The following is a 16,956-nucleotide window of genomic DNA, read 5'->3' on the forward strand; positions in this document are numbered from 1 at the left end:
TGTGTGCCAATTTTGATCGATGCTAACTAATGGAGACTGCAATGAGTAAGGGTGTAATCACCATCACCGATGCTGAGTTTGAAACTGAAGTGTTGCAAGCCGAGCAGCCTGTATTAGTTTACTTTTGGGCTTCTTGGTGTGGGCCTTGTAAATTGATGTCGCCGGTGATTAATGTAGCTGCTACAGATTATGGCGATCGCCTCAAGGTCGTCAAACTAGAAGTTGATCCTAACCCGATCACGGTGAAAGAGTATCAAGTAGAAGGTGTACCAGCTCTGAGACTACTTCAAGGAGGACAACTCCTAGCGTCTACAGAAGGAGTAATCAGTAAAGATAAACTCCTCCATCTTCTCGATACGTATTTAAATAATAATTAGTCCATAGTCTATAGTCTATAGTCCATAGTGAAGACCATTGACCCACCGCATTTTAGATTTGGGATTGGTTTGTCCTCAAATCACTAATTTAAAATCTAAAATCTATTGACTATCGACTATTGACTAGTAACTTATAAACTATGCAATTTGCCCAACGGATACAACCCCTGCAATCTAATGTGTTTGCTGATATGGACAAGGCTAAGTCTTTGGCTATAGCCGCAGGGAAAGATTTAATTGATTTATCGCTAGGTTCTTCTGATTTACCCGCCGAACCTCATGTGATTGCAGCGATCGCTCAGTCACTTTATGATCCTAGTACCCACGGTTATCTACTGTTTAACGGTACGAGGGAATTTCGAGAAGCGGCGGCTAGGTGGTATGCACGAAAGTTTGGAGTTGAAGTTGATCCAGAAACTGAGGTGTTACCTCTAATTGGTTCTCAAGAGGGTACTGCTCATTTACCTTTAGCTTTACTCAACCCAGGAGATTTTGCTTTACTTTTAGATCCTGGCTACCCTTCCCACGCTGGCGGAGTTTACTTAGCTAGTGGGCAAATTTATCCTATGCCATTAACAGCAGAAAATAGTTTTTTGCCTGTGCTGAGTGACATTCCTGCTCATGTTGTAGCGCAATCACGCATGATGGTATTGAGTTATCCTCATAATCCCACAGCCGCGATCGCACCTTTATCTTTCTTTCAAGAAGCCGTCGCCTTTTGTCAGCAACACAATATCGCCTTAGTTCACGATTTCCCTTACGTTGATTTAGTATTTGAGGGGCATGAGAACTCCGAGAAATCCCTTGTACCTTCGATTTTACAAGCTGACCCCGATAGAAGCGTTTCCATAGAGTTTTTCACCCTTTCTAAGTCTTATCATATGGGTGGCTTCCGTATTGGTTATGCCATCGGTAATGCCCAATTAATTCAAGCTTTACGACAAATTAAAGCCGCAGTCGATTTTAATCAGTATCGCGGAATTTTAAATGGCGCGATCGCAGCTCTTTCCGGCCCCCAAGCTGGAGTCAAAGTTGCTGTCGATAGATTTCGTCAACGTCGTGATGCTTTCATCAATGCTTTACACCGCATCGGCTGGTATGTTCCCACACCCAAAGCCACGATGTACATTTGGGCGCAATTACCATCACCTTGGAGTCAAAATTCTGTAGAATTCTGCACCAGGTTAGTGCAGCAAACAGGTGTAGCTGCTTCCCCTGGTGCTGGTTTCGGCAAATCCGGTGAAGGATACGTCCGTTTTGCTCTAGTTCATGAACCCGCATTATTAGAAACCGCCGTCGAGAGAATGGCTAAGTTTCTTTAATAGGGGTGTAGGGGTGTGAGGGTGTGAGGGTGTAAGGGTGTCCTATGAATTACCCATTAGAATCAACCCTTTACCACTCATTACTCATTACTCCCTACTCATTACTCATTACTCCCTACTCAGCACTCAGCACTCACCACTAACCTTCACTCAAGCGTTGAGTATTCCAAAACTGTTCTGCAAATGCCACAGTTGGATGAATTGGGGCTTTGGGCTTGTTTTTCAGTACCATTCCCGCTTCATGGGGTAAGCGATCGCTTTTGGTTGAGTTACACTTTTCACAAGCTGTAACAACGTTGTCCCAAGTATGCTGTCCACCTTTGGAACGGGGGATTACATGGTCGAGTGTTAGACGCTTGGTGCTACCACAGTATTGACAGGTGTGGTTGTCTCGTCTCAACACCTCACGACGGTTTACAGGCGGTACTTTCCAATGTCGTTCGGGATTGCTCACAGTCAAGCGGATGTGTTCTGGTACTTGTAGTACGAAACTGGGTGAACGAACTTCCCACTGTTTTGTAGTACCAAAACTCAAAGATTCTGCTTGGCCTGTAACTAACAGCACAATGGCGCGCTTGATGTTGACGCGTGCTATTGGTAAGTAGTTCTTAGAGAACACTACGACAGAATTTTGTAGTATGTGTGGCTGCTGAAAAGGTGGTCGAGCTTCCATGTAATTCACTCCTAAAAAAATAACCCCCGCCTCTGGTGAAATAAAGCGGGGGTTAGGTAGTTGGTACTTTCTGCCTGATATTGGTGCTATACAACATTTGCACCCCCACTGTAGATAATTTGATTGCGATCGCTCATAATTGCGTTTACAATGCTTGCCGCAGGAATTGCCCAAAAGGTGTATTCTTTACAGGATAAACCACTAAACAATTGATGTGTTTTCTTAAAGATGAACAGCACAATTCCTCTACCTGAACCCCGTGCGGAGTAGGGACGTACTGCACTATTAATATTTGAGAAGAATTTGCGGTTCATTGGTTTTTTGTAGTATTTGTAGTTACGACCTAACTCTATGTTACACGCGTATTACAAATCTGTCTACTGGTAGTTGGAGTAAGTTGTGGAAAACTTAAGGTTTATTTCTGCACTACTTTCAGCTTGACACGCCAGATCGCATTCCCGTAAACGAGTTAATAATGAAAAATGGGGAATGCAAAGCGAATATTATATTAGAGATATGGGTGAAACTTTCGCAACTTATCCATACATTTTGATAGCATCAGTGTTGTTATATGCTTATACAGTCAACACCAGCCGAACAAAGAACCGTATTGCATAACGTTAGCTGGGAAACCTTTGAAGCCTTGCTGAGAGATACAGGTGAAAACAGAGGTTCTAGGTTTGCTTATGATTGTGGGACTTTAGAAATTATGACCCCGCTTTTTGAGCATGAAAATCCTAAAAGTAATTTTAGTAACTTGATTATTGTTCTCGCTGAAGAGTTAGACATAGAAATTAGAAGTGCTGGTTCTACAACTTTAAAAAGTAAATTACAGAAAAAAGGTGTAGAAACAGATGCTTGTTACTATATTCAAAATGAATTAGCTATTCGAGGTAAAGAAAGTTTAGATTTAGAAATAGATCCACCGCCTGATTTAGCTATTGAAATTGATATTACTAGCAGTTCAGTCAATAAATTGAATATTTACTCTGCTTTAGGTGTAACGGAACTATGGAGATATGACGGAGAAGATTTAAAATTTTATCGCTTGTGGGAAGGAAAATATATTGAAAATGAATTTAGCCTTGCTTTCCCCATAATATCTGTGAGTGTTTTAAGTAGATTTCTTCAGCAAAGCAAAAACATGGGAGAAATTGCCTTGATTAAATCTTTTCGTACTTGGGTAAGAGATAATAAAGCATGATAGAAGTAGGTTGGGTTAAGAGTAGCGCAACCCAACAGAAATCTCGTTGATGTTAATGATTATTGGTGTTGCGTTTCCCACTGAAATTTTAATTACGAATTACGAATTACGAATTAGTAATTATGATAAGTTGTCTCTCAAATCATGATGGTTGGTAACTCATAATTATGCCACTGACGCTGATACCATTCGGCGACTAGGGGACGAATTTTAAATTGGGGTTTGTCTTCACCTGTAACATCAATTCGCACACAGGAATAAGGACGGCGTTTTTCAAAACCTTGTCCATTACGTCCGAGGAAAAAATGCGATCGCGCAATTAATCTTTCTGTATTTCCCCAAGTTTCTGTTAAGTCTGCGCCTTCTGTCCGTTGGCGACGTAAACTATAGCCACTACCACCACAAACTAACCAATTAATATTACTGTCAGCGTGTCCTGTGTCTAGGGTTTGCAGATATTCTAAGCAATGAGCATGGCCGTTTAAAACTAAGTCTACCAAAGGTCGTCCTTGGTTGATTGTACCGATCGCTGCGGCTACAGCCTGAAAAACTTCCCGCAAATGGCTGCGAATAGCCAGGGTTTGCGCCTGTTCCCATTTCGTCGCCTCTGTTACATATGGCGGATGATGAAAATAGATGACTCTTCCCCGCACTTCGGGATTGTGCCAAGATGCAATTAATCTCTGCTTTAGCCAGTCTAGTTGTGCGGTGTCGATTTCTGGCGGTTGATCTGTGGTTAATTGTTTGCTGATATCTACAATAATTTCTTCAATTTGAGATAAATTGTGGTGAAAATCGTCTAATTGTTCAGCTTCGTTGGGATTTTCAGGATTTAACTTAGCAGAAGATTCAATAATTTGCATTTTCTCCCGTTCTAAGTCTTGCTGACGACTGGCTAAAATTTGCCGATCGCGATCGCCTTTTTGGGTTTTCGGTAAAGGCTGGGGTGCATTGAATGTATTAGAATCAAGGGCGAAAAAATCAATCCCACCATAGCGAAAGGTGTAATAACGATTGGGTATGCGGGTGAAATCTCCTGGTTTATAGACAAGAGTTCTTCCTGTATCGGTGGTAGCGGTGTAGTGTTGATCTAAATGGCGGGGTAATTCTCCTGGTAACTTCAACCTGTGGAGATAATCAATAAACGCCTTAGCATAAGCATCGCCAACCCCAGAACCATGTAAACCGACATCAATATCTAACTGCGATCGCAATATATAGCGAATCGGTAAAGTAGTGAGAGACAGTAAACTTAAAACTAACGGTAATTCATAGTAATCATGATTGCCGGGGACGGGCAGAACTGGTAACTTAAACACCATGCGATCGTAAGCAATCTGTTTGGGATGTTCTCCTCCCACAAGTAATTCCCGATAAGGTTGAATAAAATTTTGCTGATAATATTCACTCGAACCCACCAAATAAACCACATCACCTGTATGTAGTAAAAAGCGACAGTCTTGATAGTGGGGTGACATCAACTCTGCAACTTGTCGCTGGGGGTTATGTCCCTTATGTTTTCCCGAACCACTATCACCCACAACTAAAAAAGAGAATTCTTTTGAGTCTGCTTGTCCGTCTTCTAGAACTAAGCGCGTTTGGTCGATGTTTCGTTCTAAAATTAACGCATCTTGCCAACGTACCCGTTGCTGCATTTTACGGATTTTCTTGGCTATTGCAGGATCATGAACCAGTTTCACGATCATTTACTCCTTTGTGAGTGCTGAGTAGTGAGTGCTGAGTGGGGAGTGAGTGGTGAGTAGTGAGTTAGCGACAGCGTAGCGTACCCAAGTCCTCGGTGTTAGGTGCGTTATGGCTTACGCCTAACACACCCTACATATACTACATATACTCTCAGGATGAAAGTTTGAGTTTGAGATGAGAATATTATCGTTTCCTGTGAAAATGTTACAGTTTCAAACAAGAAAATTCCTGTTGCAAACGAGAAAGTTCTTGTTCCAAACGAAAACCTTTTACTTCTAAATGAGAATATTTTAGTTCAGGACTCAGATATTGATGTTCATAATGATAATTTTCACGTTTTTACCCTCAATCACGAACTTCCAAAACTAAAAATTGAGTTTCTACTCACTACTCAGCACTCAGCACTCAGCACTCAGCACTCATCACTCATCACTCCCTGACTCTTTCAACTCAATCTGTAAATTCGGTAATCCTTCCAATTTCTCCATCGGTTCTAATTCTGGAACTGAGGGAACAAATACTTTTAACGCTGCGGGGACACAATTAATCTCAATTGGTGTTGTTCCCACTACTTCACCGTCGATTGCTACTTTTTGCGGGGGATTTGTGGTGATTTTGAACTGTTTCGCACGTAAATAACCGATATCATCGCGTTCGGCGGCGTTTCCTGAAGAAGCGGTTTGAAATAGATGATAGGTAGCAGCGATCGCTCCGGCTTTACTACTAGGAGCTACAATCGTTAAATCTAATAATCCATCATCATAGACAATTCCCGCCGGGCCTTGGGCTAAAACTGAAGTTGGCGGTGCAGCATTGGCTACAGTTACCGCCGCCGCTTGAGTTTTGATGATTTTGTCTGGTGTTTCAATCTCCACATCAAAACTTTCTAACTCTCTTAACTGCTGAATTCCCGCCAAGACATACGCCATAATCCCAAAGCGTTTTTTGGCTTCCCTGTCGGCTAGTTCTACAGTTTCCGCCTCAAACCCAATTCCCGCTAATAGAATCATTGGCAGATCATTGCAATAAGCTATATCTACATCACGGGTGATTCCCTGTAAAATCGTCCGACAAGCTGCGTCAATAGTATCAGGAACTCTTAAAGCAGCTGCAAAAGCGTTAGCTGTCCCTCGTGAGATAATCCCAAAGGGAATATTAGTCCGAGCCACAGCCACAGCCGCCGCCGATAAAGTTCCGTCACCACCAGAGGCGATAATTAAATCGACACCCCGTTGAACTGCTGCTGTTGCTAGTTCATCAGCACCAGTTTCTGCACTAGTAAATTGCACATCTAAATTGAGTTCTGGTTCTAAAATTGACCGAATTTGAGCCAAATCCAAATCTGGATTACCTTGTCCAGCCACGGGATTAAAAATCAGGCAAGCGGAACGATTCATAAAATTGCCAAAGGTTAAATGCGATCGCTAAACCATTTTCTTTTACAGTATCATTTTTGCCAAATCTTCGCGTATTTCTAGAAGAAGGGGTGTAGGGGTGTAAGGGTGTGGGGGTGTAGGGGAGACAAGGAAGACAAGGGAGAAAATAAATCATACCCAGTCCCCAGCGATGCACTGAGCTTGTCGAAGTGTCCCCAGTCCCCAGTCACCAGTCCCCAATCCCCAATCTTGCCAGATTCAACGCTTAACAATTAGACTAAAAATGATGAAACATACCAGGGTTTATACTCATCTTGAACACGCTGGCGGGACGCTACGAAATCATCAAGTTACTAGGTGGCGGTGGTTTTGCCGTCACATATCTGGCTAGGGATAATTTCCAACCTAGTAAACCTTTGTGTGTTGTAAAACAACTACGTCCTAACCAAACCCAAAACCGTGTCATCGAATTTTTTGAGAAAGAAGCCGCTATCCTCGAAAGGCTGGGAAAACATCCCTACATTCCCCAGCTACTCGCGCACTTTAACCAAGACGACAATCTATATATAGTACAAGAGTTTATCGAAGGACAAGATTTGAGTCGAGAAATCTTCCCTGGTAAGCGGCTGAGTGAAAGTTATGTGACTAAACTTTTACAAGATGCGTTAGAAATCCTCTCCTTTGTCCATCAACAGGGAGTTATTCACCGTGACATCAAACCCCAAAACTTGATGCGTCGCCAAGATGTCAAGATTATCTTAATTGACTTCGGCGCAGTCAAAGAATTAGGCACATTAATGATTAATAGCCAAGGTGAAGTAAATTCTAGCGTAGTGATTGGCACACCTGGTTATATGTCCTATGAACAGTATCGCGGTAAACCTTGTTTTGGTAGCGATATTTATGCGTTAGGAGTAATGGCTATTCAAGCTTTAACTGGTGTTTTACCCGCAGAATTGCCAGAAGACCCCCAAACAGGTGAAATTATCTGGCAAAATAAGGTACAGGTGAGTAATCATTTGGCTGAAGTGTTAACTAAAATGGTGCGTCATCACTTCAGTATGCGCTATCTTAACGCCACAGAAGCATTACAAGCTTTAATCTCAGTCACAGCACCATTACCACCAACAGTTTTATCTGAGGTTAACAAAGAATTATATCTGCAAGAAGTCATCAGTCGCGCCCAGCAGGGTGAAGGTAATTTTTCTGTCATTGCTTTGAGAATATTAGAATCAAGGCGCGTTGAGTTGGGGTTAACTGAGGAGGAAGCGAGAGAAATTCAAACACAAGCTTTGCAACCCTATCGGGAATATGAACGGAAGTTACAAGAGTATGAACAGGCGTTAATTGATGTAGTCAAGCAAGAATATCCTTTTAGTCAGCGAACACACAAGGAATTACAAGACTATCAGCAACATTTGGGATTACGGAGTGAAGATATTGCAGCGATAGAAGCAAGAGTATTTGCGCCACTACAGTCAAAATCTCAGCAACCGCAGAAGGAAGCGGAAAGATTACGTCAACAACAGGAAGCATCTAACGCTAAATCTAACCCCATTATTAAGACTCAACCCTTTGAATTTGAAACCGCTACCATTACAGTTACAAATTCAGGGTTTTTAGGTTTAGGGAAGAAACATGAAATCAACCGGAGTCAGCGACGTGCTGAGTATTTTAGAGAAAATTTGGGTAATGGAGTGGCTTTGGATATGGTGGCGATTCCTAGTGGTCAATTTCTCATGGGTTCACCAGAAAATGAACCAGGAAGATATGATTTTGAAAGTCCACAGCATAACGTCACTGTCAAACCCTTTTTTATGGGCAAATTTCCTGTGACTCAAGCACAATGGCAAGCTGTTGCTGCTTTTGGTAAGGTGAATATTGATTTAAATCCCAACCCATCTCGTTTTAAAGGTGCTAACCGTCCTGTGGAAAAGGTTTCTTGGTATGAGGCGGTAGAATTTTGCGCGAGACTATCGCAAAAAACTGGGAGAACCTATCGTTTACCGAGTGAAGCAGAATGGGAATATGCTTGTCGCGCGGGGACGACTACTCCATATTACTTTGGTGACATGATTACGAAGAAGTTAGCAAATTACAACAATTTTTACCAACAAACAAACGATGTAGGAAAATTTCCTGCAAACCCTTTTGGTTTATACGATATGCACGGAAATATATGGGAATGGTGTCTTGATGATTGGCACGAAAACTATCAAGGTGCGCCAATAGATGGCAGTCCTTGGTTTCCTGATCATAATCATCTTTATCAAAAGCAAGGAAGAGCCTTACTGCGGGGCGGTTCCTGGAACGACAATCCTATTAGCTGCCGTTCTGCGTCCCGTGACCTCAACCATGGGGCGGTGCGCGACTTCATCGACGACAATATTGGTTTTCGTGTTGTCTGCGGTGTTGGGAGGATTCTCCAGTAGCCCTTTACACTTTAGTCCTTTTATACTTTGCACTTGTTCTTTTATTCTTGTTTGTCGCCATGAGGCGACTCGAATTTTTTGGCAGAAAATGTAGGGTGCGTCAGTGTGAGAGAACCTAACTATACCCAGAAATTATTCATACTGACGCACCCTACCAAACTGTAAATATTGGTTAGGATGCGATGGCGTAACCGCCCAGCGTAGCTAATCGCCTAAAATTTAAATAAAGAGATATCTTTTGAGTATGAATCAAGTAGGCATAATTCGTACAGAACGAGGTTTAGCGAGCGACGGGTTAAAAACCGGGTTTCTTGCAAATACCTCAGCTTAGAAACCTGAATCTTTCATTCAGAAACCCGGTTTTTTAGTCTTGGCGATCGCAGGGACGCGCATCATAATTTATGATGTGCTGACTATCTAAAAGCTTATTATCCGCCTAAGTTCATCAGCAGTTTATTGGAACTGACATTCAAGGCTTGACATTTTTTCAGCTTTTAACTTGCGTAAATTTTCCACAACTGGGTTAGGATTAAAGCTTTGTTCTGCTCTCATGCGATCGCCCTACCTCCCACCTGCTCCCCTAGTGTTACAAACTGTAAACAAAAACCAAAATAAACTTAACTAAAATCAGGCGATCGCCATCCGGTAAGTCACCCACTGCGGTAGTCTAGATGAGAAGTGAAAATATCGCCTGGTTTGACATATTGTTTTATGACTTCAGTTATTTCGACAGCCCAACGCACAATTCGGATTGGTTCACGTAAAAGTCAACTAGCCCTGGTTCAGACTTACTGGGTAAGAGACCAACTGCAAGAAAATTATCCAGATATTACCTTTGAAGTCCATACCATGTCTACCCAAGGCGACAACATCCTGGATGTAGCATTAGCCAAAATAGGCGACAAAGGACTATTCACCAAGGAATTAGAATTGGGAATGATCAATCAAGAGATTGATTTTGCCGTGCATTCCCTCAAAGACTTACCTACCAACCTTCCCGCAGGTTTAGCACTAGCCGCTATCACAGAACGGGAAAACCCCGCAGATGCGTTAGTAGTGCATGAAAAATTTAAAGATAAGCAAATTGATACTCTCCCCGCCGGTGCGGTAGTGGGTACATCGTCTTTGCGACGCTTGGCACAGTTACGTAATAAGTTCCCTCACCTGACATTTAAAGATGTGCGCGGAAACTTAAATACCCGCCTCGCTAAACTCGATGCAGGTGAGTACGATGCTTTAATTTTAGCGGCTGCTGGATTGCAACGCTTAGGTATGGGCGATCGCGTCCACCAAATTCTCCCCAAAGAAGTATCATTACACGCCGTCGGTCAAGGTGCATTAGGCATCGAATGTCGTGGTGATGATACGGAATTAATCTCACTACTGAAGGTAATTGAACACCCTGAAACCCGCGATCGTTGTTTAGCAGAACGCTCATTTCTCCGCAGTTTAGAAGGTGGCTGTCAAGTACCCATTGGTGTAAATACAGAAATAGATGAGGATAATTTAATACTCACAGGCGTAGTTGCCAGCATCGACGGACAAAACCTAGTCAAAGACACCGTATCTGGTGCAACGAGTGACGCTGAAAATCTGGGGATAGAATTAGCCAACCGACTACGGGAACAAGGCGCGCAAGAAATTCTTGATGCTATCTTTGCAGAGATTCAACGTGGTTCTTAGACGATGATGCTCCGAGATGTGTTTAGATATGAGTAATTCTTGTAATTACTTCACAGAAAAACTCAAGAGCCGGGGACATAAAAATTACCATGCGGATTCTATTTGTAGCAGCAGAAGCAGCACCCATTGCCAAAGTTGGTGGTATGGGTGATGTTGTCGGGGCATTACCAAAAATCTTGAGAAAAATGGGGCATGATGTCAGAATTTTCCTGCCCTATTATGGCTTTCTCGCCGATAAAATGGAGATTCCCCAAGAACCTGTTTGGTGGGGATACGCCATGTTCCAAGATTTTGCAGTTTACGAAACAATTCTGCCTGGTACTGATGTTCCCTTGTACTTATTTGGACATCCTGCCTTTAATCCCCGTCGCATTTATGGTGGTGATGATGAAGACTGGCGTTTCACATTTTTCGCCAATGGTGCAGCCGAATTTTGCTGGAATCACTGGAAACCAGACATTATTCACTGTCATGATTGGCACACAGGGATGATTCCTGTGTGGATGCACCAGTCTCCAGACATCACCACAGTCTTTACAATTCACAACTTGGCGTATCAAGGGCCTTGGCGTTGGTATTTAGAGAAAATTACCTGGTGTCCTTGGTATATGCAAGGACATAATACAATGGCAGCCGCAGTCCAATTTGCCGATAGAGTCAATACAGTTTCTCCCACCTACGCCGAACAAATTAAGACTCCAGCTTACGGTGAAACAATAGAAGGTTTACTATCTTTTATTAGTGGTAAGTTATCTGGGATTGTTAACGGCATCGATACAGAAGTATACGACCCAGCCACCGATAAATATATCGCTCAAACCTTCACAACAGAAACCTTAGATCAACGTAAAGCCAATAAAATTTCCCTACAAGAAGAAGTTGGTTTAGAAGTTAATAAAAACGCCTTTTTAATAGGTATGGTGACGCGGTTAGTCGAACAAAAAGGTTTGGATTTAGTCATCCAAATGTTAGACCGCTTCATGGCGTATACTGATGCTCAGTTCGTCTTGCTAGGGACAGGCGATCGCTACTACGAAACCCAAATGTGGCAATTAGCCTCCCGCTACTCTGGACGCATGGCCACATACTTGCTGTATAATGACCCCCTATCCCGCCGCATTTACGCTGGTACAGATGCCTTCTTAATGCCTAGCCGCTTTGAACCCTGCGGTATTAGTCAAATGATGGCGTTACGTTACGGTAGCGTCCCCATCGTCCGCCGCACCGGTGGACTAGTAGACACTGTATCCCACCACGACCCCATGAACGAAGCAGGTACAGGCTATTGCTTCGACCGTTACGAACCCCTAGACTTATTCACCTGTATGATTCGCGCCTGGGAAGGCTTCCGCTACAAACCCCAATGGCAAGAACTACAAAAACGCGGTATGAGTCAAGACTTCAGTTGGTACAAATCCGCTAAAGAATATGACAGACTCTATCGTTCCATGTACGGCTTACCAGAACCAGAAGAAACACCACAACCAGAATTAGCAATCATTCAATAAATTGAGGCTGAGTTAGCGATAACGTAACCTACTGGCGTGGCAAGCCTTAGATATTGCATTAAAATTATCTTGTGGGATGGGCTTCTAGCCCGTCCAGTGCAGGCAAGATGCCTACACCATAAGAACTATATTTTTGCACTACTTTAGCCTTGCCACGCCACTACTGTTTTTTAAAGCATTGAGCCTCCAGAACCCCGACTTTTTCTAAAAGTCAGGGTTCTTGTTTCTTAAGAATGATTTAGAACTGCCTGATCCCATCAAAATTTTTCGCTATCTTTGCACAAATTATCGCCGCCTGACACTTTCTCTACAACATCTGCGTCTATGTAATGTGCGGCATATATAAAAGTAATAAATTTTACGGATTTTATCCTGATATTTCCAGTGCTATCTTGAACAAACGAATATATACAGACTATCTAAGCGATATTTGCAAGGGTTATAACTTGTGAGAAAAAATACTATTCTCCGTGGGTGTACTTATGGCTTGACAGGATTAATTTCATTAACTGCGGTAGTCATCAGCAATACTACTGCCTTTACTCAAGTCGCAATTCCACAAACACCCTCTTTTAATAACCAATTTATCTGGCCTACTACTGGATATATTTCTCAAGGCTTCCGCAAGTATAAACACGAAGGAATCGATATTGCTGGGCCAATTGGCACACCAATTATGGCGGCGGCGGATGGAATAGTCATGAAAGCAGGCTGGGATGAATGGGGATTAGGAAATGCCATAGAAATCAAACACCCCAATGGGAGTGTCACAGTTTATGGTCATAACAGCCGTTTACTAGTGAGCAAAGGTCAACAAGTCCAACAAGGTCAAATCATTGCACAAATGGGATCTACTGGTAATAGCACCGGTTCTCATTTACATTTTGAAATTTACCCCAATGGTAAAGTTGCTTCTGATCCTCAGCGTTTATTGGCCTCATCCATTGCTAGCCATACTCCCCCATATCACATATCTTCTACTGCGGCTGGTGGCTATCAAATTCATAAACCCCAACCAATTGTCAAACCTTCAGTAACACAAACAGTTTCACCATCCCAAACCATACCAATTCCCATCACTTTGGCACCTATTCACAATACAGGCTGCAATGGTGTCTCAGTTGTTCAAGGTGAAACCAAAAATACATTCGTCACAGTTTGCCAAGAAAACGGTCAGTTTTTCTACATTGGTCAATTAAAAGAAGATCCTCATCAACCAATCAAAATTCCCGCTTGGAGTGTTGGTCACAACAAATATCAAGCTAATAATGGCAGTTATTCTTACTTAGTCAGTGCTGATAAAGTGCAAATATTACGTCATGGCAACCAAGTTCGTACTGATACTTTTCATAGTTTCAATAAGTGAAAAACTCAGCTTTTGGTGAGAGCAAAAATTAAGGTTTTATGACTTTTGTATCAGAGCCACTAATCTCTAAATATTTGCTTGTCTAGTCTCCTTAAATCCACAATAGCATAGACATGATGAAAAAGAACTGGTGCGATCGCGTCAGTTCTTTTTGCAACAATTTTTATACATTTTCCGCGTATTTAACCTTGGCAACAGCAAAACGCTTTATGATATAAAGTAGTCAAAATTACACAAACAAAAATATTGTCTGTAAGTTTTTAGTCGTTACCAAAATATAAGGTGTTTACCAATGGAATATATTGCTTATTCCTCTATGGTTATTGCCAACGAAGAGGCAAACGGTCAGGCTGAATATATCGACTACGAATTTCCCCAATTCAATTGGAATTGGCAAAAATTACTCAAATCTTCAGCTTGGCTATCTTTAGCTGGCTGTATGGTATTTTTTGCTGCTATTACCCAAACCCAATCTGCTGTAGCTGCCTATGTCAGAACTAATGGCAGTTGTCTGAATGTACGTATACAGCCAGAAATGGACGCTAAAGTCGTAGACTGTTTACCAAACGGGACAAACATCACCAGCACTCAAACAGTTAACGGTTTCGTGCGTTTATCTGCTAATAAATATGTATCTGCAAAGTGGGTGGGTGATATGTCTGCCACCCGTCCCAACAAACCCAATAACAATGCAGGTGTAGGTGGACGCGTTACACTTAGCCTTGGTTCTAGAGGGGCAGCTGTCGCAGAAGTACAGAAAGTTTTAGGAATTAATCCCACTGGCTATTATGGGCCTGTAACAGCGCGACGAGTCCGAGAATTTCAAGGCAATAACGACTTGCGCGTTGATGGCGTAGTCGGCCCAGAAACTCGCACTGCTTTATTTAGCACAGCGTCTACAGGCAATATGCCAGACAAACCAAATCCAGGAACTGGCGGCCCTGTCACCCTCACTCTTGGTTCTAAAGGCGAGGCTGTCTCAGAAGTACAAAAAGCGTTAGGCATTGAACCCACAGGTTATTACGGCCCTGTGACAGCAAGAAAAGTCAGAGAATTCCAAGCAAATAACGACTTGCGCGTTGATGGCGTAGTCGGCCCAGAAACTCGCAGTGCGCTACTGCGAGGATAGGGAGTGGAGAGGGGACAAGGGAAACAAGGGAAGGGAGACAAGGAAGATTCTTCCCCAATCCCCAATCCCTAATCCCCAATCCCAAAGTATTTTCTGACAATCTGCAAAATATACTCGGCTGCGTGACCATCTCCGAAGGGATTAATCGCGTTAGCCATTGTTTCGTATGCTGTGGAATTACTGAGTAATTCACCCGCCGCCGCCGCAATACTGTCGCTAGCAGTACCTACTAGTTTTGCTGTACCCGCAGCCACCGCTTCCGGTCTTTCTGTGGTTTCTCTGAGGACTAACACTGGTTTTCCCAAGCTGGGTGCTTCTTCTTGTAAACCACCGGAATCAGTCAACAGAAAATGCGATCGCCCAATTGCTCCCACTAGTTCGGCATAATCTAGTGGTTCAGTTAGAAATACACGCGGATGATCGCCTAATAATGCTTGCAATGGTTCTCGTACCGTGGGATTGCGATGTAAGGGTAACAGTAAAGCCGTATCAGGGAAATTATTTAAGATTTGTAAAAAACCTTGGGCGATCGCTTGCAGAGGTTCTCCCCAATTTTCCCGACGATGCACAGTCGCCAGCAAAGTCCGGTAAGAATTCCAATCCAAACCAGGAATATTGCAAGCAGGTTGAGTTGCAGCCACATTTAACAGTGCATCAATCACTGTGTTTCCCGTCAAATGAATTTCCCCCAACACCCCAGAACGTGCCAAATTTTCCACAGCCAACGCTGTAGGGGCAAAATGTAACTGCGTCAGTTGAGAAATTAATCGGCGGTTAGCTTCCTCTGGATAAGGATTATAGATATTATCAGTTCTTAAACCAGCCTCCACATGACCAACAGGAATTTTTTGATAAAATGCCGCCAAAGTCGCGGCAAAAGCCGTAGTCGTGTCACCTTGAACAATCACAAAATCCGGCTTATTTTCTAAAAATAACTGTTCTAAACCTCGTAAACTCCGGCAAGTAATATCACTCAAAGATTGCTGCGGCTGCATAATCTCCAAATCATAATTTGCCTTCAAATTGAACAGCTGCATCACCTGCTCAACCATCTCTCGATGTTGTCCAGTTAAAATCACCTGCAAATCAAAGTCCGGTGCGTCCTGAAACAACTGAATTACCGGAGCTAACTTAATCGCCTCTGGACGAGTTCCCAAGATAATGCAAACACGTTTTTGATTAGTCATTAGTCAATAGTCATTAGTCAATAGTCATTAGTCAATAGTCATTAGTCAATAGTCATTAGTCAATAGTCATTAGTCAATAGTCATTAGTCATTAGTTATTGTTTTTCTTCCTCTGTTACCCCTACACCCCTATTCCCTAATTCCCCCAAACACGAAAAAACCCGGCTTAACCGGGCAGATGCTTTTTGTCGAATTTTTTGGGATAACTAACTACATTTTGAGGTCGCAAGTTAGTGGGCAAGAGGCATATACAGTTGTTTGCAGTTGCTCTGCTTCTCCGCCGTGTAACCAGCTCAACCATTGAACTTCTGTTGGATGTACACCTTTCATGGTCAGCACACCTGCACCAATTAAAACGGACATCACATTAAACATAATCAAACCACCTGCAACAAGTAATACTGCGCTAACAGGCATTACAGATTGCAGAACAATCGACAACAAACATCCGACCGTAGCCATTAATACAACCAAAGGAAACCCGACAACCAACAAGCATACTGCCAATGTAAAAGTCCATATCAAAAAACTTTTAATCATTAACAAGGAGTAGGTCTTTCCGAGATTAGAACTCTGAGCCAAAACCATGACTTTTCCTCCTAAGTACACAGCAAAATTTAATTTCAGTAATATCTCGCTTGAGCAAGCAACTGAATGATTCAATGAAGTTTCAGTATATAAAACTCATCCGCAAAAATGAGGGTTTATTTATTAAACTTTACAATTAATTTTTTGTAACTATGAATGTAAAGTTAAGTTCACATTTCACCATAAATCCCACTTTTAATATCTATCTTCAGGCATACCAGCTAAAAATCATTTGACCAAAAAGTTTATTTCAGGCTTGTGAGCAGCATTATGCTTAACACTTCTTATAAAAAATGGCGATTTTTCTCATAATTGTCTCAACGGACTCAACAAATTATCTACGGATGATTTCACTGTTAACTGCTAGTCACTTGTAGTGAACACAGCCACACTTCTCTCATTTAATTT

The 16,956-nt window shown here is 42.4% G+C and carries 15 protein-coding genes; 8 read left to right on the top strand and 7 right to left on the bottom strand.

From position 1 onward, the window contains the following. Positions 1–41: 41 nt before the first annotated feature. Positions 42–377, top strand: a complete 336-nt coding sequence (locus CV014_RS03110; RefSeq protein WP_236140687.1) for a thioredoxin family protein — start codon at positions 42–44, stop codon at positions 375–377. Positions 378–517: 140 nt separating this feature from the next. After that, positions 518–1,699 carry an LL-diaminopimelate aminotransferase gene (locus tag CV014_RS03115; RefSeq protein ID WP_236140688.1) on the top strand — a complete coding sequence of 394 codons (1,182 nt, stop codon included), beginning with the start codon at positions 518–520 and terminating at the stop codon, positions 1,697–1,699. A 139-nt stretch (positions 1,700–1,838) separates the two neighbouring features. On the opposite strand, the gene CV014_RS03120 is transcribed toward CV014_RS03115, so the two are convergent. Then, the gene (locus tag CV014_RS03120) at positions 1,839–2,372 is read right to left on the bottom strand and encodes an HNH endonuclease (RefSeq protein ID WP_236140689.1); all 534 of its coding nucleotides are present in this window, start codon (positions 2,370–2,372) and stop codon (positions 1,839–1,841) included. Between the two features lie 86 nt (positions 2,373–2,458). Then, a complete protein-coding gene (locus CV014_RS03125; RefSeq protein WP_236140690.1) occupies positions 2,459–2,686 on the bottom strand; it encodes a hypothetical protein in 228 nt (75 codons plus the stop codon). Positions 2,687–2,943: 257 nt separating this feature from the next. Here CV014_RS03125 and CV014_RS03130 point away from each other — a divergent pair, with 257 nt between their 5' ends. Beyond that, on the top strand, positions 2,944–3,576 hold the full coding sequence (locus CV014_RS03130; protein WP_236140691.1) for a Uma2 family endonuclease: 633 nt from the start codon (positions 2,944–2,946) through the stop codon (positions 3,574–3,576). A gap of 137 nt (positions 3,577–3,713) precedes the next feature. On the opposite strand, the gene CV014_RS03135 is transcribed toward CV014_RS03130, so the two are convergent. The 3 genes from CV014_RS03135 to CV014_RS03145 form a co-directional block, all read right to left on the bottom strand. Further along, positions 3,714–5,276: a metallophosphoesterase family protein gene (locus tag CV014_RS03135; RefSeq protein ID WP_236140692.1), complete on the bottom strand. Its 1,563-nt coding sequence runs from the start codon at positions 5,274–5,276 to the stop codon at positions 3,714–3,716. Between the two features lie 426 nt (positions 5,277–5,702). Further along, the gene (locus tag CV014_RS03140) at positions 5,703–6,677 is read right to left on the bottom strand and encodes a YegS/Rv2252/BmrU family lipid kinase (protein WP_236140693.1); all 975 of its coding nucleotides are present in this window, start codon (positions 6,675–6,677) and stop codon (positions 5,703–5,705) included. A 77-nt stretch (positions 6,678–6,754) separates the two neighbouring features. Then, positions 6,755–6,928, bottom strand: coding sequence for a hypothetical protein (locus tag CV014_RS03145; RefSeq protein WP_236140694.1), 174 nt, complete (start codon positions 6,926–6,928; stop codon positions 6,755–6,757). A 42-nt stretch (positions 6,929–6,970) separates the two neighbouring features. Here CV014_RS03145 and CV014_RS03150 point away from each other — a divergent pair, with 42 nt between their 5' ends. From CV014_RS03150 to CV014_RS03170, 5 genes are all read left to right on the top strand, one after another. Next, positions 6,971–9,088, top strand: a complete 2,118-nt coding sequence (locus CV014_RS03150; RefSeq protein WP_236140695.1) for a bifunctional serine/threonine-protein kinase/formylglycine-generating enzyme family protein — start codon at positions 6,971–6,973, stop codon at positions 9,086–9,088. Between the two features lie 711 nt (positions 9,089–9,799). Beyond that, on the top strand, positions 9,800–10,771 hold the full coding sequence (gene hemC / locus CV014_RS03155) for a hydroxymethylbilane synthase (RefSeq protein ID WP_236140696.1): 972 nt from the start codon (positions 9,800–9,802) through the stop codon (positions 10,769–10,771). 89 nt (positions 10,772–10,860) lie between these two features. Continuing rightward, a complete protein-coding gene (gene glgA, locus CV014_RS03160; protein WP_236140697.1) occupies positions 10,861–12,279 on the top strand; it encodes a glycogen synthase GlgA in 1,419 nt (472 codons plus the stop codon). 448 nt (positions 12,280–12,727) lie between these two features. Next, complete coding sequence (locus CV014_RS03165; RefSeq protein ID WP_236140698.1) at positions 12,728–13,645, top strand: M23 family metallopeptidase; 918 nt, start codon at positions 12,728–12,730, stop codon at positions 13,643–13,645. A gap of 316 nt (positions 13,646–13,961) precedes the next feature. Further along, a complete protein-coding gene (locus CV014_RS03170; protein WP_236140699.1) occupies positions 13,962–14,774 on the top strand; it encodes a peptidoglycan-binding domain-containing protein in 813 nt (270 codons plus the stop codon). A 68-nt stretch (positions 14,775–14,842) separates the two neighbouring features. Here the strand turns inward: CV014_RS03170 and wecB are convergent, their stop codons facing one another. Both wecB and CV014_RS03180 read right to left on the bottom strand, forming a co-directional pair. Beyond that, a complete protein-coding gene (gene wecB / locus CV014_RS03175) occupies positions 14,843–15,961 on the bottom strand; it encodes a non-hydrolyzing UDP-N-acetylglucosamine 2-epimerase (RefSeq protein WP_236140700.1) in 1,119 nt (372 codons plus the stop codon). Positions 15,962–16,170: 209 nt separating this feature from the next. Next, positions 16,171–16,548: a hypothetical protein gene (locus tag CV014_RS03180; protein WP_103140199.1), complete on the bottom strand. Its 378-nt coding sequence runs from the start codon at positions 16,546–16,548 to the stop codon at positions 16,171–16,173. Between the last annotated feature and the right edge of the window lie 408 nt (positions 16,549–16,956).

The sequence above is a fragment of the Nostoc sp. CMAA1605 genome, from assembly GCF_021596505.1.
Taxonomy (GTDB): domain Bacteria; phylum Cyanobacteriota; class Cyanobacteriia; order Cyanobacteriales; family Nostocaceae; genus Trichormus.

Coding starts and splice junctions, on each gene's coding strand:
- CV014_RS03110 (WP_236140687.1), top strand. CDS start 42: ATGAGTAAGGGTGTAATCACCATCACCGATGCTGAGTTTGAAACTGAA.
- CV014_RS03170 (WP_236140699.1), top strand. CDS start 13,962: ATGGTTATTGCCAACGAAGAGGCAAACGGTCAGGCTGAATATATCGAC.
- wecB (WP_236140700.1), bottom strand. CDS start 15,961: ATGACTAATCAAAAACGTGTTTGCATTATCTTGGGAACTCGTCCAGAG.
- CV014_RS03130 (WP_236140691.1), top strand. CDS start 2,944: ATGCTTATACAGTCAACACCAGCCGAACAAAGAACCGTATTGCATAAC.
- CV014_RS03120 (WP_236140689.1), bottom strand. CDS start 2,372: ATGGAAGCTCGACCACCTTTTCAGCAGCCACACATACTACAAAATTCT.
- CV014_RS03140 (WP_236140693.1), bottom strand. CDS start 6,677: ATGAATCGTTCCGCTTGCCTGATTTTTAATCCCGTGGCTGGACAAGGT.
- hemC (WP_236140696.1), top strand. CDS start 9,800: ATGACTTCAGTTATTTCGACAGCCCAACGCACAATTCGGATTGGTTCA.
- CV014_RS03115 (WP_236140688.1), top strand. CDS start 518: ATGCAATTTGCCCAACGGATACAACCCCTGCAATCTAATGTGTTTGCT.
- CV014_RS03180 (WP_103140199.1), bottom strand. CDS start 16,548: ATGGTTTTGGCTCAGAGTTCTAATCTCGGAAAGACCTACTCCTTGTTA.
- glgA (WP_236140697.1), top strand. CDS start 10,861: ATGCGGATTCTATTTGTAGCAGCAGAAGCAGCACCCATTGCCAAAGTT.
- CV014_RS03125 (WP_236140690.1), bottom strand. CDS start 2,686: ATGAACCGCAAATTCTTCTCAAATATTAATAGTGCAGTACGTCCCTAC.